The following is a 20908-nucleotide window of genomic DNA, read 5'->3' as shown; positions in this document are numbered from 1 at the left end:
CTGAAACGGCCATAAAGTATGAGGTGACGCACAAGTTGACTTGAATCTTGGCGGCAATGGCCGTTTACTATGCCGCCATAACCGATGGCCGTCACATCCCGTGTGGCTACCATCATCGCGATGCTGTCGGCCCTGTGCGCCGCCATAACATAAGGGGTTGCTCCTTGAGCGGCCCTTATAGTCCCTGAGCGTGGGAGAGAAGATAATGACAACCTTAAGTCCGGAAGCCTTGCTGGTCAGGGCTGCCCTCGAAGCCCAGGGACTGGAAACCCCCCTGGTCGCCAACGAGCTGAACAGCCAGCAGAAGCGGGAGAAGATCGAAGGCCATATGCGCTCCATCATGGAGACGCTGGGGCTGGATCTGGCCGATGACAGTCTGGCTGAGACGCCGCACCGCATCGCCAAGATGTACGTCAACGAGATCTTCTCCGGCCTCGATTACTCCACCTTCCCCAAGGTGACGGTGATCGAGAACAAGATGCAGGTGGACGAGATGATCATGGTGCGGGACATCAGCCTCACCAGCACCTGCGAACACCACTTCGTCACCATCGACGGGCTGGCCCATGTGGCCTATATCCCTCGTGGCAAGGTGATTGGCCTGTCGAAGATCAACCGCATCGTGCAGTTCTTCGCCCGCCGTCCCCAGGTGCAGGAGCGGCTGACCCAGCAGATCTTGCTGGCGCTGCAGACCCTGCTCGGCACCAAGGACGTGGCCATCAGCATCAAGGCGACCCACTACTGCGTCAAGGCGCGTGGGGTGATGGATTCGACTTCTTACACCACCACCACCTCCCTCGGCGGGGTGTTCAAGACCCAGCCCGATACCCGTGCCGAGTTTCTGGGCGGCCTGCGCGGATAAAATTTCGGTTCTTTTGTAACCACTGCGCTGAATAAACGAAACGCCAGCAGCCATTGTTGGCGTTTTTCATTGAGTGCGCCGATGAGGGCGATGGCTGGATAAAACAAAACCGGCGCGAGGCCGGTTTTGTGGGATATCAGAGCGGGGTACTGAAAGCTGCGGGTAGCGGGAAGTCGCCCGTCACTGTGGTGAGCCTGTCGTTGGCGAAGGTGACGGTGAACTCTTTGCGTTCCTTGTCGCCGTGGCCCGGCTGGAATTCATAGAGGTAGTACCAGGTGTTGGGGTCAAAGCCGTCGCGCAGCATGGGGGTTCCCAGCACATAGCTGACCTGCTCGCGGGTCATACCCTGGCGCAGTTTGTCGACCTGTTTTTGTTCCACATAGTTGCCCTGAGGAATATCAATGCGATAGACCAGGCTGCAACCGGAGAGGGTGAGGGCGGTCAAAGCCGCGGCAATCAGGTGTTTCATCCGCATATCGAGTTAAGATCATCCATACAGTCTTTTTGGCTCGGCAAATCATACCGACTCCCTCCACGGAAGTAAAAAGCCATTGATCCATCAGCCAATAAAAAAGGTCGTACTGCGACCCTTTCTGGCAAGCAGGCAACTATTACATTGCCGCGCTGAAGATGGCGACGATCTTCTTGTCGCGTGCCGGTTTCGGGTTGGTGAAGTCGCAGGCATCTTCAAAACGTTGTGGGCCTGAACCAGGGGCAGTCGCACGGCATTGTTACACCATTAAGTGGTCATTGGTGGCTAAACTAGCCTCATGAAAGGGATACAAAAGCAATTTGTTTGCAACTTTACGGGTCGATCACGAGTCGTTAATTAAGCGTTGAACTAGGCTTGACTTTCCCGCTTTGCGCTCATTTCCAAGAAAAACGTTTGTCAATTATTTCATTGAGTTAGCAAACGTTTTGCGCGGAGTTTGTGACTGTCAATGCGTGGAAGTGTGAGGCGCTTCAAGGAATTGGAAAGCGCTTTCGACCATAGTTGGCGCCTCCCCAAAGAGGGGGGTAACGGCTGGAAAGTACCACAAAGAATCATCTTAATTTGCGTCCTGACCATGCTGGCAGGGGGCAACCAGGAGTCCACTATGTCTGATGTATTTCACTTGGGTTTGAAGAAAGCGGATCTGCAAGGCGCCACCCTGGCGATCGTCCCCGGTGACCCCGAGCGCGTCAAGCGCATCGCAGAGCTGTTGGATAACCCGGTGCACCTGGCCAGCCATCGTGAATTCACTACCTGGCGCGGCGAGATGGACGGCAAGGCCGTGATCATCTGCTCTACCGGTATCGGTGGCCCGTCCACCTCCATCGCAGTAGAAGAGCTGGCCCAGCTGGGTATCCGCACCTTCCTGCGCATCGGCACCACCGGCGCCATCCAGCCGCACCTGAACGTGGGTGATGTGATCGTGACCACCGGCTCCGTGCGCCTCGACGGTGCCAGCCTGCACTTCGCACCGATGGAGTTCCCGGCTGTTGCCGACTTCGACTGCACCACCGCGCTGGTCAACACCGCCAAAGAGATGGGCTCCAAGCTGCACATCGGTGTGACTGCCTCCTCCGACACCTTCTACCCGGGTCAGGAGCGTTACGACACCGTATCCGGCCGCGTAGTGAGCCGTTTCCAGGGTTCCATGAAAGAGTGGCAAGCCATGGGCGTGCTGAACTATGAGATGGAGTCTGCAACCCTGCTGACCATGTGCTCCAGCCAGGGCCTGCGTGCCGGTATGGTAGCTGGCGTTATCGTCAACCGTACCCAGCAGGAAATCCCGAACGCCGAAACCATGGCGAAGACCGAATCTGATGCCATCAAGATCGTGCTGGGCGCCGCCCGCAAGCTGATCTGATAGCCCTCTTTGTAACAAAGAGTACCGAGTGGGGGGTGGGGGCCGTTGCGAAAGCGCGGCCCCTATCTTTATCCGCCGTTTGTCCCTTTCTTCTCCCGTCACGCCTTTCACTGTTCCCGCCGCACTCGCGTCTATTGCCATCTACTGACGGCCTCTACTGATTGCCCCTAAAAAGGCGCTGCACAGCGGATCTGCATCGGCTCACCGCTCACCGGATGTGCAAAATCCAGATCGCTGGCATGCAACATCAGCCGCGGGGCTTGCTTGCAGCCAGGCAACCGCAGACCGCCATAGAGATCGCAGCCGAGGATGGGGTGGCCCAGCAGCTGGCTGTGAATGCGCAGCTGATGGGTGCGGCCGGTCTCCGGCACCAGCCTTACCCGGGTCAGTGGCACGGTCTGCCCCTGCATCTGCTGCGCCAGCCGCTCAATCACCCGATAGCGGGAGCGGGCGGGTTTGCCGCTGGCGGCGCAGATCTTCATCAGCGGGAAAATCGCCGGATCCTTGGCGATGGGGGCATCGATCACCCCCTCATCGTCAGCCAGATGGCCACAGAGCAGGGCGCTGTAGGCCTTGCTTACCGCGCGCTGGCTGAATTGCTGGCAGAGCAGGGCGTTGATGGCCTTGTTTCTGGCGACCACCATGATGCCTGAGGTGCCAAAATCTAGGCGATGCACCAGGGTGCAGCCAGGATAATCCTGCACCAAGCGATAGTGCACCGAATCGAGGTTCTGCGGGTTCTTGCCCGACAGGCTCAGCAGGCCACTCGGCTTGTTGATGAGCAGCAGGTGCTCATCCTCAAACAGGATCTCGATGGCGGCACTGCAGGGCGGGGCGATAAAAGTATCTATGATGGTCGACATGACGAAGCCGCTAGAAAAAGGGCGGTCATCATACCTCAATGCCAGATCTGGATCTGTGTGTGGGGCTAAATGATGCGTGGCTATTGCACCTGACCGTGCCCTTGCCGATGATACAGCGGTGGCGGATAGTATGGTCTGAAGGGTAAGCTGGCCAATTCGCAGGTGCCATCCGGCTGCGGGCGTTTGACTGAGCGCCGATTCATTTTTGCAAGAAGGGGCGGGGAATGTGGAAGAGAGGGTTGATGCTGCTGGCTGGGTTGCAACTGGCGGGCTGTGCGACGCCATTCGAGCGGATGTGGCAGGGGCTGGCGACCTGTGAATTTACCGATCTCTATGTGAATGAGAGCGGCAGGGCCGCCAATCTACAGCTGGCCAACTACACCCCCTACAAGGTGAGCGACGGCTTTGCCTGGTACAAGGTGCACGAGGAGCTGCACGGCCTGCCGGTGGTCGGTTTTATCGTGCCCGCCGCCAGCTTCGAGGTACACGCCCTGTTTGTCGATACGCCCATCGCCAACGCCCGCCGGTTGACCCACAACGCCTACGGCAGCGAGTTTGGCGATGAACAGAAGCACAGCGAGGGTTCTGCCCCCCTGCTGCTGCGCGACCCCAACAACCCCAAGCGATCCATCATCGATTGCACCAAGGGGGAGTCTGACGAAGAGCTGGAGGATGCGGCCATGCCCGAGTAGGGCTGCCAATCACCCTATCCTCAGTTTCTCTTGCGGCCTGAAATACGCGGCCGGAAAAAGAGGGGCCAGCCTTGTCGGCTGGTCCCTCTTTTATCTCGTAGAGAGTGTTATTGCTGAGGCAGAGCGTTTCCCGGATCAGGGATAGCTCAGCGTCTCCTTGATAAGCGGCAGCTGAGCCTTGATCCAGTCAGGATTGATGGGACCCCAGTTGCTGATGCGGTAGTGTCCCTGCAGGTGGCGAGCCCCTTCGGTCTGCTCGAAGGCGCAGCTGATGTCGAGTTCGGCCAGCGCGCTTAGAGTATCTTGCGCGGTGCGGCGCGGCATGCCGGTCGCTTCCATGATGGCGGGCACCGTATCCGTGCCCTGGCTGATCAGCCAAGCCACGTAGAGCCGCCGGTAGAAACTGGTGCGGGTTTTACTCGGCTCACTCATATCTCGTCCTCAAGACGATCGAAGTAGCGCCAGGTCGCAATGGCTGCTTTGCCCATCACCAGTGCCCAGAGACCGAACCAGAACCAGCGGAAGAAGCTCCAGGTGGAGGCGTCAGGCTCAGTACTCTCAATTTTTGTTACGTTGGGGAACAGAGAGAACATGTTCACGCGCCAGCCGTAGGAGGTAATGATGGCCAGACGTTTCTCGAACTCCATTGATTTGGCTTTGGCCTGCACATCGGCGGCGTTGAACTTGAAGTAGAAGGGCCAGCCCCACTCGGTATCTTCATTGCGGAACACCCGGATCTGCTCGCCGGGGCGCTCGGTATAGATGTAGTAGACGTCGGTGGTGGGGCCGTCAGCCGGGTTCTTCTGGTTGATGGGGCCATCTTTGTCGGTACGCTTCACCTCGACCCCGGTGATGGTGGCGATGGTGTGCTCCGGCAGATAGAAGTCGAGCCAGGTGGCGGAAATGAGGGCGATGAGCCCTAAAGCGATAAAGGCGGGTTTTTTGAATCTCAGGCTCATGGTGTGCTCACGTGAGGGGGAGTAACGTGCCTCTACCATACCGATATTTGAGGGGGCAGCCCAGCCCCTTATGGCTCCATAAGCCAAAAAATCGTGTTTAAAACAGAGACAAAGCCATTGCCCCATCAACAAGAAAGGCCCTCGCGGGCCTTTTTGTCTGGTTCACTTTGTGCGCTTACAGCTGGAATTGGGCCAGTTGCTTGCGTTGCTGCTCGGCGAGCTGGGAGAGGTCGTTGCTGGCACTGGCGCTCTGGCTGATGCCGGCGGAGCTCTGGCTCACGATCTCGTGGATGTTGGTGATGTTACGGTTGATGTCGGCAGTGACGCAGGATTGTTCCTCGGCGGCGGTGGCCACCTGGGCGTTGGCGTCGTTGATCTGGCGCACGGCACCGGTAATGCCGCTCAGCAGCTCCTGCACCTGAGCCGAGAGGCGCTGGTTATGGCTGAGGATCTCCAGGGTCTCCTGCACGCCGTTGTTGGCGGATTGGGACTGGCTCTGCAGCCGCTCGATGATGGTCTGGATCTCCTTGGTGGAGTCCTGGGTGCGGGCCGCCAGCATTCTCACCTCGTCGGCCACCACCGCAAAACCACGCCCCGTTTCACCGGCACGGGCCGCTTCGATGGCGGCATTGAGCGCCAGCAGGTTGGTCTGCTCGGAGATCCCCTGGATCACTTCAATCACCTTGCCGATCTGCTCGGACTGGGATTTGAGCTGGGCCACGATGGCGGCGGCATCTTCCAGACTGCCCGCCATCCGGCTGTTGGCGGCGATGCTTTCGGTAAAGAGGGCGAGTCCCTGTTCGACCCGGCCATTGGCATCGCGCGCCAGTTCATCGGCGATGGCGGCGTTGTGGTTGACGTTGTCAGCGGTGCTGGAAAGCTCAGTCACGGCGGAGGCGACTTGTTCGATCTCGCTGTGCTGCTGCCTTGCATTGGCCTCGGACTGGGTCATCACGGCGGCCAGCTCGGTGGCGGCGGAGGCGACGCTGTTGCTGATCCCGGTCAGGGTTTCGATGGTGCTACCAAGTTGCCCCAGAGTGAGGTTGATATCTTTGGCCAAACGGGTCAGCTCGTTGTTGCCCTCCGCTTTGGCGCGCACGTTGAAGCGCCCTTGCGCCACGGCGTGCATCACCTCTTGCAGCTGACCGATGGGGCTGACGATGCGACCGGAGAGCACCCAGCCGAAGATCAGCGCCGCCAGCAGGGTGCCGGCGGTGAGCAGCAGGGTACGCAACAGTGTGGCATCGTAGTGGGCCTGCTCTCGGGCCAGCTCTTGCTGGATCAGCTGATTGATGTGGGCCGACAGGCTGTCGATCTGCTTGATCAGCTGTTCACCCAGCTCGCGAAAATGGAGGCGGGCCGCCTCGTAGGCGACCGGATCGCCGCCACCCTGATGTTTTTGCGCCAGCAGCGGCAGCATGTTGCCGCGGGTATGGCTGAGGTAGGCCTGCAGGGCGGCAGCGACCTGGCGGTTATCCTGCTCGGCCCCGTGGATCACCAGCCGGCCGAGGATGGTGTTGATCTCCTGCTCGGCGTTGTTGAGGTTGGTGGGCAGTGCGGCAAACTGCTTGGCATCGTAGAGGCCATAGATGGCGCTGGTGCGCAGATGGTAGGTGGCGTGGATCAGTTTGGCGATGTCGTCCTTGTTCTGGACCACGCTCTGGGTCGTCTCATCTATGTCACTGATGGCTTCGTCCAGACCCTGTTTGCTGATGGCAATCATCACCATCATCAGCAGGCTGGCCAGCAGCAAAGGTATCAAGACCTGGATGCGTATTGATATATTATTCAATGACATAAATGGTTCTATCCGGAATTGGAGGAGCCGAGATATTACACGTGAACGTCAGGATCTGTCACAGGCTTTTATTGTTGAAATGAGCGGAAGATAAGGTTTTTTCTTGTGAGAAAGGGGCCATTTAGGCATGGCTGAGCGCTTTATCCCCTGAATATGTGGTACAACTGGCTGGGTTGTGTCAATCCTGTCCCGTTTTCGTGATTTCCCGCGCTCGTCGTATGGAGGTGTGTTGTGTCCAGCTGGATCGATCCGGCCATTCTGGCTCTGTTTATCCCGACCTTTTTCTTTGTCTCGGTGACCCCCGGCATGTGCATGACCCTGTCGATGACCCTGGGGATGAGTCTGGGGGTGCGCCGTACCCTGCACATGATGTGGGGGGAGCTGATCGGGGTCGGGCTGGTCTCGGTGCTGTCGGTGATCGGGGTGGCCGCCATCATGCTCAACTATCCGGGGATCTTCGCCGCCTTCAAATATGTGGGGGGGGCCTATCTGGTGTGGCTCGGCATTCAGATGTGGCAGGCCAAGGGGAAGATGGCCATTCCGGCGGATCTCTCGGCCGGCCAGCAGACCAGCGCCATGGGGCTGGCGGTGCAGGGCTTTGTCACCGCCATCGCCAACCCCAAGGGGTGGGCCTTTATGATCTCTCTGTTGCCGCCGTTTATTTCGGCCAGCAAACCGATGGCACCGCAGATCACCTCGCTGGTGGCGCTTATTCTGATCATCGAGTTCTCTTGCCTGTTGCTCTACGCCAGTGGTGGTCGCACCCTGCGTCACTTCCTCGCCAAGAGCGGCAACGTCACTCTGATGAACCGCATCGCCGGTACCCTGATGCTGGGAGTGGGCGTCTGGCTGGCGCTTGGTTAAGAGCTGTCAGTGACCCGCACCAGACAAGAAAAATGCCACCGGTCGGTGGCATTTTTTATGAGTGCCAAGTGGTTCAGCGGGGTTTGAAACGTGCGACCCAGGGGTTGGCGGTGAGGCCGTGGAGCAACACGCTCAGGATGATAGTGCAGAGCACGGTGGCGATGATGGGGCGTTGGCCGAGCAGCGCCGGCTGGTTTTGCAGCACCATCACCGCAAAGACGATGCTGGCAAGGCCCCGCGGCCCGAACCAGCCGATAAAGAGCTTGAGCTCCGGCTTGAGGCCGGTGCCGATAAGGCTCAGCCAGACTGGCACCATCCGCAGCAGGGTGAGGCTGGCAACCGCATAGAGCCAGTATTGCCAGTGCATCAGCTCCGGCAGCATGGGGAGCAGGGTGGCGCCGAACACCATCCAGATCACCACTGAGAGCAGGTCGCCATACCCCTCGCAGCTATCCATATAGGCGTGCTTGTGTTCACCGAGTCTGCGTCCGATAAAGAGACCGCCGACAAAGGCGGCGATAAAGCCGCTGCCTCCCAGGCTCTGGGCCAGCGCGAAGCAGAGCAGGGCCAGCCCCGGCATGGTGAGCTGGCGCCACAGCGGCAGTTGCCAGCCGTTGAGATAGGAGATTTTTAGCAGCCGGATGGTGAGGCTGGTCAGCACAAAGGCGACCAATAGGCCAATGCCGATCTCCTCCAGCATCAGGGTGATAGCAAGTGTCGCGGTGCCTGTGTGCTGCTCGGTGGGGGCGATAAGGGCCAGCAGCAGAAGCAGCACCGGCACGCAGATGCCATCGTTGAGGCCGCTCTCCTGATTGAGCCCTTCGCGCACCGGTGCCGGTACGGCCGGGTTGCTTACTACCGCTTTGCCGAGCGCCGCATCGGTGGGGGCGAGTATGGTGGAGAGGATCGCCATCTCCAGCAGTGGCAAGTCGGGGAAGAGCCAGTGACCAAACAGGGCGCCACAGAGCAGGGTGAGGGGCAGACCGATCAGCAACAGCCGGATCGGGAGCTGGCGGTTGGCCAGCAACACCTGCCAGTTGGTGTTGGCGGCATCGTTGAACAGCACGATGACCAGCGAGAGCTCGGCCAGCAGCTTGATGCCATCGCTGTCGATGGAGAGGGCGATCAGCTCCACACCACCCGGCCCCAGCAGCCAGCCCGCCAGCATAAACAGCAAGGGGCCGTTGACCAGTTTTGATTCGAAGCGCCCGGCGATCAGGCTATAGACCATCAAGAAAGCGGCGATCACCGCCAGGTTCTGGTAAAGCAGGTGTGCATCCATACAACCTCCTTTCTGCCCCTGCGGGGCTGTTTAATCAGTCAGGCAGTCGGGGTCAAACACATACTCCCCATCCAGCCAGCGCACGATTTCGTCGACGCAGGCTTGATCCCGAAACGGCAGATAGCGCACCTTGAGGGTGGTAATCTGCTGGGGGGTGAGCTGCGCCAGCCCCAGATCCTGAAACAGCGGCAGATCGGCCTCGATCATCGCCGAGATCTGCGGGCCGCAGGTGGCGTTGAGGGCGGCGTGCAGCGCCTTGTCGGGATCGTACTGCTTGCCGAGTCGGTAGCTCATCGGCAGGGTGGCGAGCGGCAGGGCGGAGAGCGCCGCCTGCTTCATCGGATTGACCGCATGGCCACTGACCAGCTCTGCCAGCTCGGCGGGGCGGTTCTCGAAGGCGCGCAGATGGAGGTAGCTGCTTGCCTTGCTGCCATCGTTGACCGGGTAGTTGTCCCACAAAAAGGGTTTGCGGCCGAGCAGTTCGGTCACCTGTTTGAGGTGGCTCGCCGGATACTCGCTGGAGCAGACCTTGGGGCCGGTCCAGAAGATCTCGAAGCGGCGGTCAAGCTGCTCGCCAAGCTCCTCCAGATAGCGGGGGGGCATGGCGCCAAACACCTTCTCCAGCACCGGATCGGTCGAGTAGTAGCTGGGGCAGGAGATGAGGCGGGCCGCCTTGCTGTACGCTGCAATATCGTGGGCGATGGTGAGCTGGTGACGGGCCAGATCCGGGGTATCCCCCTTCATGTCGTCAAACAGCACCGCCAAAATATCGGGCTGGAGCATCTCGTCGATCAGGCGCACTTTTTCGAGCAGCGCCGGGCGCTTGCGATCGTAGTCGTGATGCGCCCCCATGGGGCTTAAGCCCACGCCGAAGGCGAGCCCGTTGGCGCGGCACTGGCGCGCCAGCTCGGCGAGATCCGCCAGCTGTTGCTCGGGCCAGGGGAGTGCCCAGTGCTTGCGCAGATAACCATCCTCTTTCGGGGCGTAGATATAGAAGCCGTAACCGTGGCGCGGCAGCCACTGGGCGTAGCGGGCGCGGGCCTGCCAGCTCCATCCCTTGCCAAAAAAGCCTTCAATGACCCCCAGATTGGCCGCGGGGGGCAGGGGGCCGGACAGTAAACTTTGATATGGCATAACACTCTCCCTTCTTGCTGGGGACTTGATACGGGACGGTCGGTCAGACCGGGTCCTCTTCCTGAAAGCGCACCCCGATCTTGCTCGGCACGCTCTCGTCCATTTCGGCCACGGTCCAGATCAGGCCCTGCCATTCGATGTTGTCACCGACCACCAGATTATCGCCCAACTGGCTGGCAATAAAATCCCCCAGTGTCTGATCCGCCACCTCGCTCACATCCAGCCCGTAGAGAGGGGCGAGATCCACCAGCCGTGCCGCCGCCTCCAGCAGGAAGTCACCGAAGAAGCGGGGGCCGAGATCCTGCTCCGGCGCCTGACTGAACAGCTGGCCGAGGGCGGGGAGGTCGCGCTCGTGGCCGATCACGCAGAGGATGTCATCGGCCTGCAGACAGGTACTGCCCGAGGGGTGGAGCAGCTCGCGGCCACGAAACAGGGCGCAGATCCGGGTGCCGGCAGGCATCTGCAGATCCCGCAGCGGCGAACCGATGCACCACTTCTCCTCCCCCAGCTGGTAGACGAAGGTCTCCCACTGGCTGTCGAGATCGATCTCGAGCCCGGAGCGGTTGATGGGCGACGGCGGTGCTGGCACCTCCACCCGCGCCAGTTTTGATGCCAGCGGCAGCGAGCTACCCTGCAAAATCAGCGAGACCAGCACCACGAAGAAGGCGACGTTGAAGTAGAGCTGGGCGTTGGGCAGCCCCGCCATCATGGGGAACACCGCCAGAATGATCGGCACGGCGCCGCGCAAGCCGACCCAGGAGATAAACCAGCGCTCGCGCGGGGCGAAGTTCTTGAACGGCAGCAGCCCGATCCAGACTGACATCGGGCGGGCAAACAGGATCATCCACATCGCCAGCGCCAGCGCCGGCAGGGCGATGGGCAGCAGGTTGCTGGGGGTCGCCAGCAGGCCCAGCACCAGAAACATGCCGATCTGGCTGAGCCAGGTCAGACCGTCCAGCACCGACAAGGTGGTGCTGCGGCTGCGCAGGGAGAGGTTGCCGAGCAACAGGCCGGTGAGATAGATGGCGAGGATCCCGCTGCCACCCACCGCCGTGGTGAGGGCGAAGATCAGCAGGCCGCCGCTGACGGTGAGCAGCGGATAGAGGCCGGGGGCCAGGCGGGCGGTGTTGATGAGTTTCCACAACAGCCAGCCGCCGCCAAGGCCAATCCCGGCGCCAAGACCAAACTGCTTGACCAGTTGCAGCAGCAGGAAGCCCCCATCCAGTCCTTGCTGGGCAGTAGCGAGCACCTCGATCAGGGTGACGGTGAGAAACACCGCCATCGGGTCGTTGCTGCCTGACTCTATCTCCAGGGTGGCGCTTACCCGCTCGTTGAGACTGCGCCCGCCGAGCAGTGAGAAGACCGCTGCCGCATCGGTGGAGCCGACGATGGCGCCGATCAGCATCCCCTGCATCAGGTTGAGGTCAAACAGCCAGGCGGCGGCCAGACCCGTCAGGCCGGTGGTGATGGCCACCCCGACCGTGGCGAGCGAGAGGGCAGGCCAGAGCGCCACCCGGAATGAGGAGACCCGGGTGCGCATGCCGCCGTCGAGCAGGATGATGGCGAGCGCCAGGTTGCCCACCAGATAGGCGATGGAGTAGTCAGCGAAGTGGATGCCACCTGGGCCATCCTCACCCGCCAGCATACCGACGGCGAGGAAGATGACCAGAATGGGAATACCGAGGCGGGAAGAGAGGGCGCTCAACAGTACGCTTGCTCCCACCAACAGGGCCGCGACAAAAAAGAAACTGTTGATGGTAGCGGCATCCAAGGGCGAACTCCTTCCTGTAATGTGCAAAGTAGGCACATTATATGCAGTTAATCCCCCCCTGTGTGGCTTTATTGTGCATCAATTTGCATTTTTTTACATTTTTAATCCCTTTTCCCTGCATGGCAGCGCCATATTCTGACTGTAACGGGGTTAACGAAAGCGGAGTCAAAGGAGCGTCGATTTCAGGATGCGCAGGACGGAGAGGGCGGGAAACGCGAAACGGCACAGCAGAGGGAGAGGGGAGCACAAGGGCGCTCCCCACGGGATGGGGGCGGGATTCAGTCGTCCTCGTCATCCTTCACTTCGCGGATCTTGTCCTTGTAGTTGGGCAACTGCTTCTCCAGCCGTTTCATGTCTTTGATGGCATTGAGAAACAGCCCGAGCAGGAACAGCAGCGGCAACCCTATCCACAGCCAGAGATTCATGGGATTTTCCTTTCGTCAGGACAGGTGGTGACATAACGGGCCAAAATTTCATCAAGGTTGGCCAATATGGTCGACTTGCCTTCAATATCCGCCTGTTGCAGACAAAGCGCCAGTGCCGCGGGATCGAGTCGCTGCTCGTCGGACTCCAGCGAGAAGCTGATATGCCAGGGCTCGTAGGCGACGCCGCTACCTGCACCGACTGGTTTGGCATAGGGCAGGAAGAAGCCGAAGTCGCTCATATGATCGCTGAGCCACTCGCTGAGATCCGCAAACCAGCCCCCGGCTTCATACTCCCACGGCTCCAGTGCCAGTTTGGTATCGGCGGGCAGGCAGTCCGGGTCGTAGATATCGAGATCGGTCCCCCAGTGGTGACGGCTGGTGCCGGGCAGGGCGCTCCAGCGCAGGATGGCGTGCAGCCGCTCCACCTCGCTTAGTTGCAGGGCATCGATGGGCTGGCTGTTGGCATCGAGCAGCGGTCGCTCACCGCGCCACTTGCCATTCCAGATGGCGAGCTGGCGCTCGAAGCTGCGCCAGCTGGAGGCTGCCTGCAGGTTGAACCCCTCATAGGCGGCCGCCACCTGCATGTCGTTGAAGGCCGCCGCGGTGGCTGCGGTCAGCCGATGAGGGCCGCGCCCCACCAGAATAAGGTGGCTCTCATCGAGCCCCAGCAGTTGTTCCTGCGTCATGCCAGCAATCTCTCGAGCACCCCTTGGTACATGTCCGCCAGCAGATCCAGATCGTCCGCCTTCACGCACTCGTTCACCTTGTGAATGGTGGCGTTGACGGGCCCAAGCTCAATCACCTCGGCGCCGGTGGGGGCGATAAAGCGCCCGTCGGAGGTGCCGCCGGTGGTGAGCAGGGCTGGTCGCTGACCGTTCACCGCCTCGATGGCCGCCACGGCGGCATCGAGCAGTGCGCCGGTGTCGGTGAGGAAAGGTTGGCCGGAGAGGGTCCAGCTCAGCTGATAATCGAGGCCATGTCTATCCAGCAGCGCTTCGACCCGCTCGCGGATATCCATGTCGGTCAGTTCGGTACTGAAGCGGAAGTTGAACTGGACGTGCAGCTCGCCCGGAATGACGTTGGAGGCGCCGGTGCCGGCCGAGATGTTGGCGATCTGGAAGCTGGTGGGAGGGAAGTAGGCGTTGCCCTCATCCCACACGGTCGCGGCAAGCTCGGCCAGCGCTGGCGCCGCCTTGTGGATCGGGTTGTCAGCCAGATGGGGATAGGCCACATGCCCCTGCACCCCGCGCACCAGCAGATCGCCGGTGATGGAGCCGCGGCGGCCGTTCTTCACCACATCCCCTACCACGGCGGTAGAGGAGGGCTCGCCGACGATGCACCAGCGGATCTTCTCGTTGCGGGCCTCCAGGGTGTCGATCACCCGGGTGGTGCCATTGATAAAGGGCCCCTCCTCATCGGAGGTGATGAGAAAAGCAATCGACCCGTTGTGATCCGGATGCTCGGCCACGAAGCGCTCGACCGCTACCACCATGGAAGCCAGTGAGCCCTTCATGTCGGCGGCGCCGCGCCCGTAGAGCACGCCATCCTTGATGGTCGGCTCGAACGGTGGGGTGTGCCATTTGTCCAGCGGCCCGGCGGGCACCACGTCGGTGTGGCCGGCGAAGCAGAACAGCGGCCCTTCGCTGCCACGGCGGGCCCAGAGGTTGGTGGTGTCCTCAAACACCATGGGCTCGATAACAAACCCGATCCTGGCGAGGCGCTCCGCCATCAGGGTCTGGCACCCTTCATCGAGGGGGGTAACGGAGGGGCGGCGGATCAGATCCTTGGCCAGTGCGATGACATCCGACATCAGCGTTCCTTAGCAAAAAAGTTTAACGAGAGAAGAGGGATTGGTAGTGATCAGCCTTGAAACCCAGGGTCAGCTCGCCGTCACGATCCAGCAGCGGGCGCTTGATCATGGCCGGGTGTTCCAGCAGCAGGGCGCGCGCTTTGGCGGTATCGAGCCCCTGTTTGGCCTCATCCGGCAGGGCGCGGAAGGTGGTGCCACGACTGTTGAGCAGGGCTTCCCAGCCGAGTTTTGCCAGCCAGCTGTCCAGATCGTCGGGGTTCAGGCCGTCGGCGCGGTGGTCGTGAAAACGGTAGTCGATACCGGCCTCATCCAGCCACTTGCGGGCTTTCTTGATGGTGTCGCAGTTCTTGATGCCATAGAGGGTGGTGGCCATGGGGCGTCCTTCTCTTGTGGGCGCTGGCCGTGGGCCGCGTCCCGAAAATCCGAATCAACAGAGTGCAAGGGCCCGATTCTGGCATTGTGGCGATCCCATGGCAACGCCGATGGTCTGGAGTGAGGGGATTATCGTGACTGGTCGCACCTGAACGGCACTTTTGAGCTCAAGGTGAGAAGCTGTGCGGCGGGAGTGTCCGATGGGGGCGGTTATTGCGGGAGAAAAGCGGCTATTGCTGGAGAAAAAGAGACGGGGCAAACGCCAGATAGCCAAAACGCGCCAGCGGGCGCGTTTTGGTCGGCATCATCAAGCACCTCAATCAGTGCAGGGTGCTCCACTCATGGTCAAAGACCCGGGCTCGTTCCCAGGGGGCATCAGGCAGGCCGGAAGAGAGGCCAGTGTATTTGCCCACGTCGTCCACCACGATGGCGGAGAGGATCGGCAGGTTGTTTTCGGTGCAGTACATGCGGATGCGTTGCAGCAGGGTGCGCAGTTCATCCTGGCACTGCTCCAGCCCGGCCTGCTTGGCCAGTTTGGAGTAACGAATGGTAGTGCGTTCCTTTGCAGACTCGACGAGGATGTCCCACAGCTTGTAGTCGCAGGTCGAAGCACCTGCGGTGGCTTGGCTTGTCATAACTCTCTCCGGCGCGAAATGGTCGCTATATGTCGAAGCGCATCTTCGCCACTTCGGCGTCGTCATATGTTGATCCAACGCAAAAAAGAGGGGAGTCGCGTCACACAATGCCCGGATAAGGGGTGACAAAGGTTTTTCGGTAGTTGAAATAACGAAAAATTGTTACATAGCTGACATATTCTGCTGATAAATCCCGATGACGGCACCTTTCTTGATAGGGATCAAAGGCAAACCGTGGTCAGAACACTAGATTTCGCCCTTCAATAAATTTATCAGGAGTGAATATTGGAACTTTTATTCGTCTTGCTCGTTCTGGTCGTCGTGGTCTACGGCATTATCAAGGATTACAACCCGCAGGCGGTGCTGGCGCTGGCCGGTATGGCCATTTTCACCGTGGCCTACTGGTTGGGGCTGCACCCCATTCTGCCCGCTGACAAGAGCACCGGCTTCGCCCTGTTCGACCTGTTCGAGGTGTTCAAGGGGATTTTCTCCTACCGTGCGGCAGGGCTGGGCCTCACCATCATGGCGGTGGCGGGTTTTGCCACCTACATGTCCCATATAGGTGCCTCCCAGGCGCTGGTGCGGGTGGCGGTCAAGCCGGTGGCGGGCATCCAGTCCAGCTACCTGATGCTCTCCATCTGCTATCTGGTGGCGGTATTCGTCTCCCTGTTCGTTACCTCTGCCACCGGTCTTGGCCTGCTGTTGATGGTCACCATGTATCCGGTAATGCGCAACCTCGGCATCAGTCCGGCCTCCGCCTGTGGCGTTATCGCCACTTCCCAGGCGTTTGAAATCGGCCCGACCCAGACCAACGCCATCTTCTCGGCTGGTCAATCCGGCATGGATCCGACCAGCTATTTCGTCGACTACCAGATCTGGCTGGTGGCCCCCATGCTGCTGGTGACCATGGTGCTGCACTTTTTCTGGCAGCGTCACTGCGATCGCCAGGATGGCTGGGATCCGGCCCTGCATCGCGGCGATCACGCCGAGCTGGACGAGCAGGGTGCCGATGAGGTAACGGCGCCGACCTGGTATGCCTTGCTGCCGATCATCCCCTTTGCGCTGATGATGACCTTCTCCAAGCTGCTGGTGAGCGACATCAAGATGAGCGTGGAAGTTGCCATGCTGCTGTCGGTCTTTATCGGCATGCTGTGCGAGCTGCTGCGTAGCCGCTCGGTGCGTACCGCGTTTGCCGGGCTGTCGAGCTTCCTCGACGGCATGGGCAAGGTGTTTGGCCCGGTAGTTGCGCTGATCGTCTGTGCCGAGCTGTTTGCCGAATCCCTCAAGGCCATCGGTGCCATCGACACCCTGCTGCACTCTGCCAGCAATGCCGGTATCGGCAGCGGCCTGATGACGCTGGTGATGGTGGCGCTGATCATGGTGGCTGCGGTCATCATGGGATCCGGCAACGCAGCGTTCCTCAGCTTCTCGAGCCTGGCACCGGCGGTGGCCGCCAAGTTTGGCGTACCGGCGGTCACCATGTTGCTGCCGATGCAGCTGGCCTCCAGTATCGGGCGCACCGTCTCCCCCATCGCGGCGGTGGTGATCGCCTGCGCGGGGATTGCCAAGGTATCGCCCTTCGTGGTGATCAAGCGCACCAGCGTGCCCATGGCTGGCGCACTGGTGACGGCGTTGGTACTCAACTATCTGCTGTTTATGTAGTGATGTGGGTCATGTAGTGGTATTTGGACGTTACCGGTCGGGCGGGTGGCATGGCTGCCCGCCCTTTTCTCACTGTGTCGCATTGTTGCAATAGACGATCGGCTATCAAGGCTGATTGGTGCATGGAGACGATAATGACAGTTGTAAAGAGCCCGTTTTCCCTCGATAGCTATTTGGCCGATCTGGCCCCGCTTATCAATCTTGATTGCGGTACCCGCACCCCGACCGGGGTAGCTCGGGTCGCCGACATCATGACCGAGAAATATGAGGCCATCGGCTGGCAGGTGACCCGCCACCAGTTCGCTGCCGAGTGTGGCCCCTGCCTCGAGATCACCAATGCGCCGGGTGCCGATCACTACGACGTGATGCTGTGCGGCCACATGGATACCGTCTTCCCCGAGGGGACGGCGGCCAAGCGCCCACTTAAAATCGAAGGCAATCAAGCCTTTGGCCCCGGTGTGTCGGACATGAAGAGCGGCCTGCTCTCTATCTGGTATGCCCTCAAAGAGATGGATCCGGCATTGCTTGCCAAGCTCAAGGTGCTGGTCTGCTACAACTGCGACGAGGAGGTGGGTTCCCCTTGGTCCAAGGATTGGCTAGTCGAGCGTGCCAAGCAGAGTAGCTGCGTGCTGGTGGCTGAAGCGGCGCGCCCCAGCGGGGATCTCATCAGCGCTCGCAAGGGCAATGCCAAGTACCGCATCACCTTCCACGGCAAGGCGTCCCATGCCGGTTCGGCCCTGACCGAAGGGGTCTCTGCCATCACCGAGTTGGCGCACTGGGTGCTGGCCATCAACGAGCAGGTCAACATGACCACGGGCACCACCATGAACGTGGGGGTGGTACAGGGCGGCACCGGCGTCAACGTGGTGCCGGACTTTGCCGAGGCGATCGTGGATCTGCGCTTCTGGAGTAACGAAGAGGCTGCTGCGGTGCACGACCGGCTCACCTTTATGGCCAACAACCCCTTCCTCGCAGGCTGTCGGGTCGAGGTGGATCGCCAGACCTTCAAGCCGGCGATGCGCCCGAGTGGCGACACAGAGGTGCTGATGACGCTGGTGGAGGCGGCTGCGAAAGAGGAGGGGATCTCCTTCAACTGGCTGGAGGCCGGTGGTGGTTCGGATGCCAACTTCACCGCCGCCGAGGGGGTGCCGTCCCTCGATGGTTTCGGCCCCATGGGCGGTGGTTTCCACTCGGAGGCGGAATTCCTGCTGCTCGACAGCATCGAGCCGCGCATCCGTCTGCTGCAGCGGGTGCTGGGCAAGCTGGCGAAATAAGCCGCTTTATCCCCTGTCCTGGGCGTCATTGGTCCGCTCAAAATGGGTTCGCTCAACCCCCAACGGGAGGCTGTTGCCTCCCGTTTTTTATCTCGATTTTTCGCGCGCGCGGAGTGAGAAGGCCAGATGGTTTGAGGCCGTTACCCCTGCGGCTTGGCCAGATAGGCCAGATGATCCTGCCGCGCCACCTGCCAGCCATCGAGGCGCAGCGGGGCGGCAAAGCCCGGGCCGTCGGTCACCATGGTGTGGTACTCCCCTTGCTCGCCGCAGGCATCGAAGCCCTCGCGCTCGGCCAGTTGCTGCAGATCGCTGAGGGTGGCGGCATCGAGGGTGCGTCCCACCCACTCGGGGGTCAGTACCCGGGTATCGACGCAGGAGAGGTGGGCGACGATGCCGCGGGCCAGCATATCCGCCAGCAAGGTTTGACGAGATTGCTGCCAGAGCGGGGTGTGGACGGTGAGCCCGAGCGGCTGGCAGCGTTCGCGGATCCAGTTTGGTGCGCCCCCTACGCTGTCGATATCGCCGGTCACCACCCCATCCAGAACCCACTCCTGCTGCAAGCGACTCAGCGCCGTCTCATAACTCTGTTCGAACGGCGCTTCTATGGTAACCAGCAGATGGGGCAGCCCGAGGGCTTCCGCCTGAAGGCGCACCAGCGGCAAGGGGTGAGCGAGAAAGTGGGGCTCTGGTGGCGCAAAGGTGGCCAGTGCCACCACCTGATGGCCCGCCTGACGGGCATGACAGAGGGCCAGCATGGCATCTTTGCCACCGCTCCAGAGCAGGATGACGCGAGACATGAATGAGATTCCGGTGGTGAACGAGGGGGCATGCTACCCAGCGGCGGGGGCAGAGGTAAAGGCATAGTGTCCGGAAATGGCTGCGGGGAAATGGTTGGGGTAACAGTGCGGGGAAAAGAGCAGGCCCCCGAAGCGGGGGCCTGTATTGCAATGGCGTGGTAAATGCCGCTGCGATTAGAGCAGGATGCTGGTCAGGATAAAGCCCAGCGAGCAGGAGGTCACCACCCCGATCAGCCCTGGAATGATGAAGCTGTGGTTGATGATGAACTTGCCGATGCGGGTGGTGCCGGAGCGGTCGAAGCCGATACAGGCCAGATCGCTCGGGTAGGTCGGCAACACGAAGTAGCCGTAGCTGGCCGGCAGGAAAGCGATCAGCAGCTTGGGTTCAACACCCAGCGCCAGACCCATGGGGGCGATGGCGGTGAGGGCGGCAGCCTGGCTGTTTACCAGCTTGGAGATGAGGAACAGCACCAGGGCGTAGGTCCAGGGCTGGGCCTGTACCACGTGGGCCAGCGTCTCTTTGAGCAGCGGCATGTGGGCCTGGAAGAAGGTCTCACTCATCCATGCCACCCCGAATACGGAGAAGATGGCGACCATACCCGCCTTGAAGACGGCACCGTTGGCGATCTCGCCCGGCTTGACCTTGCAGCGCATCAGGATGATGGCACCGGCGATCAGCATCATCATCTGGATCACCAGGTTCATGGAGAGCGGGCCGGTCTTGTCCTTGATGGTGAACACCGGACGCAGACCTTCGTTGGCACCGAGCAATACCACGGCAGCGATGGCGGCGAAGAAGATCCAGGTAGACCAGTAGGCCTCTTTCGGGAACTTGGTGTTGAGCAGGGTTTCACCACCGCCGTAGATGAAGGCACGCTGCTCCGGGTCTTTGATCTTGGCCTGGAACTCTTCGTCCTTGTCCAGATCCTTGCCGCGACGCAGGCTCCACAGGGCTGCCACGATGACACCGGTCAGGGAGGAGGGGATGGCGATCATCAGGATGTCGAGCAGGCCGTAAGCCTGACCGATACCGTGACCGGCCGCCAGAATGGAGACCATGGAGACCACGGCAACGGAGACCGGGGAGGCGCAGATGGCCATCTGGGAGGCAACGGAGGCCACGGCCATCGGGCGTTCGGGACGGATGTTCTTCTGCAGCGCGATGTCAGCGATGATGGGGAACATGGTGTAGACCACGTGGCCGGTACCGCACAGGAAGGTGAGGGTCCAGGTCGTGAGCGGCGCCAGGATAGTGATGTATTGTGGGTGACGGCGCAGCAGACGCTCGGCCACCTGCATCATCAGGTTGAGGCCACCGGCAGTCTGCAGGGTGGCGGCACAGCCGATCACCGCCAGAATGGTCAGCATCACCTGCACCGGCGGTTCGCCCGGCACCAGGCCGAAGACGAAGGTCAGCAGGAACAGACCGATACCACTGATGAGACCGAGTCCCATGCCCCCAAAGCGGGTACCCAGCAGCAAGCAGCCGAGTACCACCAAAAATTCCATCAAGATCATTCCGTTACCTCGTGTGATTCAACCCATATTGCCGCGGGTAGCCTGAACCATGAATTGTCATTGTCTGTTTTATTTAGCCCAAAAGGGTTAGTTGCTATTCTGCTCTCCCGTCTCGACGAAAAAGTTGAAGTACTTCAATAACTCGATGAATGTCAGATTAAAGAACTTAAAAACTACGTGCTGACAAAAAACCTCACCTTTCAGGTAATTGGTGTCAATCAAGGCCTGTTTGTCAGGACGCAGTCAGGGGCATCGTGATGAGAAACACAGCGGTAAGAAAGGTGTTGAACTCGGGATAAGAGGCAGGAAAAACGCGGGTTCACGCCATCTTTTTCCG

Annotated in this window: 21 protein-coding genes; 6 read left to right on the top strand and 15 right to left on the bottom strand. The window is 60.5% G+C overall.

Features of this window, described 5'->3' with window-relative positions; translation table 11 throughout:
* Positions 1–205: 205 nt before the first annotated feature.
* Positions 206–862, top strand: a complete 657-nt coding sequence (gene folE, locus NMD14_13325; GenBank protein ID XEI31754.1) for a GTP cyclohydrolase I FolE — start codon at positions 206–208, stop codon at positions 860–862.
* A 136-nt stretch (positions 863–998) separates the two neighbouring features.
* Here folE and bamE read toward each other — a convergent pair whose 3' ends face one another.
* Complete coding sequence (bamE, locus tag NMD14_13320) at positions 999–1337, bottom strand: outer membrane protein assembly factor BamE (GenBank protein ID XEI31753.1); 339 nt, start codon at positions 1335–1337, stop codon at positions 999–1001.
* Between the two features lie 622 nt (positions 1338–1959).
* On the opposite strand from bamE, the gene udp reads away from it, so the two are divergent.
* Positions 1960–2715 (top strand): uridine phosphorylase, encoded by a 756-nt coding sequence (gene udp / locus NMD14_13315; GenBank protein XEI31752.1) that lies wholly within the window; start codon positions 1960–1962, stop codon positions 2713–2715.
* 167 nt (positions 2716–2882) lie between these two features.
* Here the strand turns inward: udp and NMD14_13310 are convergent, their stop codons facing one another.
* Positions 2883–3578 (bottom strand): RluA family pseudouridine synthase, encoded by a 696-nt coding sequence (locus NMD14_13310; protein XEI31751.1) that lies wholly within the window; start codon positions 3576–3578, stop codon positions 2883–2885.
* Positions 3579–3802: 224 nt separating this feature from the next.
* On the opposite strand from NMD14_13310, the gene NMD14_13305 reads away from it, so the two are divergent.
* Complete coding sequence (locus NMD14_13305) at positions 3803–4270, top strand: hypothetical protein (protein ID XEI31750.1); 468 nt, start codon at positions 3803–3805, stop codon at positions 4268–4270.
* A 135-nt stretch (positions 4271–4405) separates the two neighbouring features.
* On the opposite strand, the gene NMD14_13300 is transcribed toward NMD14_13305, so the two are convergent.
* From NMD14_13300 to NMD14_13290, 3 genes are all read right to left on the bottom strand, one after another.
* Positions 4406–4702 (bottom strand): winged helix-turn-helix domain-containing protein, encoded by a 297-nt coding sequence (locus tag NMD14_13300; protein ID XEI31749.1) that lies wholly within the window; start codon positions 4700–4702, stop codon positions 4406–4408.
* Positions 4699–5229: a DUF1523 family protein gene (locus tag NMD14_13295; protein XEI31748.1), complete on the bottom strand. Its 531-nt coding sequence runs from the start codon at positions 5227–5229 to the stop codon at positions 4699–4701. The genes NMD14_13300 and NMD14_13295 overlap by 4 nt, the downstream gene beginning before the upstream one ends.
* Before the next feature lie 175 nt (positions 5230–5404).
* Positions 5405–7027 (bottom strand): methyl-accepting chemotaxis protein, encoded by a 1623-nt coding sequence (locus NMD14_13290; GenBank protein XEI31747.1) that lies wholly within the window; start codon positions 7025–7027, stop codon positions 5405–5407.
* Positions 7028–7258: 231 nt separating this feature from the next.
* Here NMD14_13290 and NMD14_13285 point away from each other — a divergent pair, with 231 nt between their 5' ends.
* Complete coding sequence (locus NMD14_13285) at positions 7259–7891, top strand: LysE family translocator (GenBank protein ID XEI31746.1); 633 nt, start codon at positions 7259–7261, stop codon at positions 7889–7891.
* A 73-nt stretch (positions 7892–7964) separates the two neighbouring features.
* Here the strand turns inward: NMD14_13285 and NMD14_13280 are convergent, their stop codons facing one another.
* The 8 genes from NMD14_13280 to NMD14_13245 form a co-directional block, all read right to left on the bottom strand.
* On the bottom strand, positions 7965–9173 hold the full coding sequence (locus NMD14_13280; protein XEI31745.1) for a cation:proton antiporter: 1209 nt from the start codon (positions 9171–9173) through the stop codon (positions 7965–7967).
* A gap of 30 nt (positions 9174–9203) precedes the next feature.
* Positions 9204–10307: a protein O-GlcNAcase gene (locus tag NMD14_13275; GenBank protein XEI31744.1), complete on the bottom strand. Its 1104-nt coding sequence runs from the start codon at positions 10305–10307 to the stop codon at positions 9204–9206.
* 43 nt (positions 10308–10350) lie between these two features.
* Positions 10351–12078, bottom strand: coding sequence for a potassium/proton antiporter (locus NMD14_13270; GenBank protein XEI31743.1), 1728 nt, complete (start codon positions 12076–12078; stop codon positions 10351–10353).
* A gap of 278 nt (positions 12079–12356) precedes the next feature.
* Positions 12357–12503, bottom strand: a complete 147-nt coding sequence (locus NMD14_13265; protein XEI31742.1) for a hypothetical protein — start codon at positions 12501–12503, stop codon at positions 12357–12359.
* Positions 12500–13189 (bottom strand): M15 family metallopeptidase, encoded by a 690-nt coding sequence (locus NMD14_13260; GenBank protein ID XEI31741.1) that lies wholly within the window; start codon positions 13187–13189, stop codon positions 12500–12502. Before NMD14_13260 ends, NMD14_13265 begins: the two co-directional genes overlap by 4 nt.
* On the bottom strand, positions 13186–14313 hold the full coding sequence (gene dapE / locus NMD14_13255; protein ID XEI31740.1) for a succinyl-diaminopimelate desuccinylase: 1128 nt from the start codon (positions 14311–14313) through the stop codon (positions 13186–13188). Before dapE ends, NMD14_13260 begins: the two co-directional genes overlap by 4 nt.
* Before the next feature lie 22 nt (positions 14314–14335).
* Positions 14336–14686 carry an ArsC family reductase gene (locus tag NMD14_13250; GenBank protein XEI31739.1) on the bottom strand — a complete coding sequence of 117 codons (351 nt, stop codon included), beginning with the start codon at positions 14684–14686 and terminating at the stop codon, positions 14336–14338.
* A gap of 319 nt (positions 14687–15005) precedes the next feature.
* Positions 15006–15320 (bottom strand): hypothetical protein, encoded by a 315-nt coding sequence (locus NMD14_13245; protein ID XEI31738.1) that lies wholly within the window; start codon positions 15318–15320, stop codon positions 15006–15008.
* Between the two features lie 285 nt (positions 15321–15605).
* Between NMD14_13245 and dcuC the strand changes: the two genes are divergently transcribed.
* Together dcuC and NMD14_13235 are read left to right on the top strand one after the other, a co-directional pair.
* Positions 15606–16982, top strand: a complete 1377-nt coding sequence (gene dcuC / locus NMD14_13240; GenBank protein ID XEI31737.1) for a C4-dicarboxylate transporter DcuC — start codon at positions 15606–15608, stop codon at positions 16980–16982.
* A 134-nt stretch (positions 16983–17116) separates the two neighbouring features.
* Positions 17117–18256 carry a M20 family metallopeptidase gene (locus NMD14_13235; protein ID XEI31736.1) on the top strand — a complete coding sequence of 380 codons (1140 nt, stop codon included), beginning with the start codon at positions 17117–17119 and terminating at the stop codon, positions 18254–18256.
* A 140-nt stretch (positions 18257–18396) separates the two neighbouring features.
* Here the strand turns inward: NMD14_13235 and NMD14_13230 are convergent, their stop codons facing one another.
* On the bottom strand, positions 18397–19053 hold the full coding sequence (locus NMD14_13230) for a diphthine--ammonia ligase (protein XEI31735.1): 657 nt from the start codon (positions 19051–19053) through the stop codon (positions 18397–18399).
* A gap of 174 nt (positions 19054–19227) precedes the next feature.
* Positions 19228–20571, bottom strand: coding sequence for an anaerobic C4-dicarboxylate transporter (locus tag NMD14_13225; protein XEI31734.1), 1344 nt, complete (start codon positions 20569–20571; stop codon positions 19228–19230).
* Positions 20572–20908 lie beyond the last annotated feature (337 nt).

The sequence above is a fragment of the Aeromonas veronii genome, from assembly GCA_041319085.1.
GTDB classification, from domain to species: Bacteria; Pseudomonadota; Gammaproteobacteria; order Enterobacterales; family Aeromonadaceae; genus Aeromonas; species Aeromonas veronii_F.
The sequence above is the reverse complement of the archived record's forward strand: the minus strand, read 5'-3'. Positions and strand labels throughout refer to the sequence as shown.

Bases quoted from the DNA above. Each gene is read 5' to 3' on its own strand.
- folE (XEI31754.1), top strand. From the start codon at position 206: ATGACAACCTTAAGTCCGGAAGCCTTGCTGGTCAGGGCTGCCCTCGAA.
- bamE (XEI31753.1), bottom strand. From the start codon at position 1,337: ATGCGGATGAAACACCTGATTGCCGCGGCTTTGACCGCCCTCACCCTC.
- udp (XEI31752.1), top strand. From the start codon at position 1,960: ATGTCTGATGTATTTCACTTGGGTTTGAAGAAAGCGGATCTGCAAGGC.
- NMD14_13310 (XEI31751.1), bottom strand. From the start codon at position 3,578: ATGTCGACCATCATAGATACTTTTATCGCCCCGCCCTGCAGTGCCGCC.
- NMD14_13305 (XEI31750.1), top strand. From the start codon at position 3,803: ATGTGGAAGAGAGGGTTGATGCTGCTGGCTGGGTTGCAACTGGCGGGC.
- NMD14_13300 (XEI31749.1), bottom strand. From the start codon at position 4,702: ATGAGTGAGCCGAGTAAAACCCGCACCAGTTTCTACCGGCGGCTCTAC.
- NMD14_13295 (XEI31748.1), bottom strand. From the start codon at position 5,229: ATGAGCCTGAGATTCAAAAAACCCGCCTTTATCGCTTTAGGGCTCATC.
- NMD14_13290 (XEI31747.1), bottom strand. From the start codon at position 7,027: ATGTCATTGAATAATATATCAATACGCATCCAGGTCTTGATACCTTTG.
- NMD14_13280 (XEI31745.1), bottom strand. From the start codon at position 9,173: ATGGATGCACACCTGCTTTACCAGAACCTGGCGGTGATCGCCGCTTTC.
- NMD14_13275 (XEI31744.1), bottom strand. From the start codon at position 10,307: ATGCCATATCAAAGTTTACTGTCCGGCCCCCTGCCCCCCGCGGCCAAT.
- NMD14_13265 (XEI31742.1), bottom strand. From the start codon at position 12,503: ATGAATCTCTGGCTGTGGATAGGGTTGCCGCTGCTGTTCCTGCTCGGG.
- NMD14_13260 (XEI31741.1), bottom strand. From the start codon at position 13,189: ATGACGCAGGAACAACTGCTGGGGCTCGATGAGAGCCACCTTATTCTG.
- dapE (XEI31740.1), bottom strand. From the start codon at position 14,313: ATGTCGGATGTCATCGCACTGGCCAAGGATCTGATCCGCCGCCCCTCC.
- NMD14_13250 (XEI31739.1), bottom strand. From the start codon at position 14,686: ATGGCCACCACCCTCTATGGCATCAAGAACTGCGACACCATCAAGAAA.
- NMD14_13245 (XEI31738.1), bottom strand. From the start codon at position 15,320: ATGACAAGCCAAGCCACCGCAGGTGCTTCGACCTGCGACTACAAGCTG.
- NMD14_13235 (XEI31736.1), top strand. From the start codon at position 17,117: ATGACAGTTGTAAAGAGCCCGTTTTCCCTCGATAGCTATTTGGCCGAT.
- NMD14_13230 (XEI31735.1), bottom strand. From the start codon at position 19,053: ATGTCTCGCGTCATCCTGCTCTGGAGCGGTGGCAAAGATGCCATGCTG.
- NMD14_13225 (XEI31734.1), bottom strand. From the start codon at position 20,571: ATGATCTTGATGGAATTTTTGGTGGTACTCGGCTGCTTGCTGCTGGGT.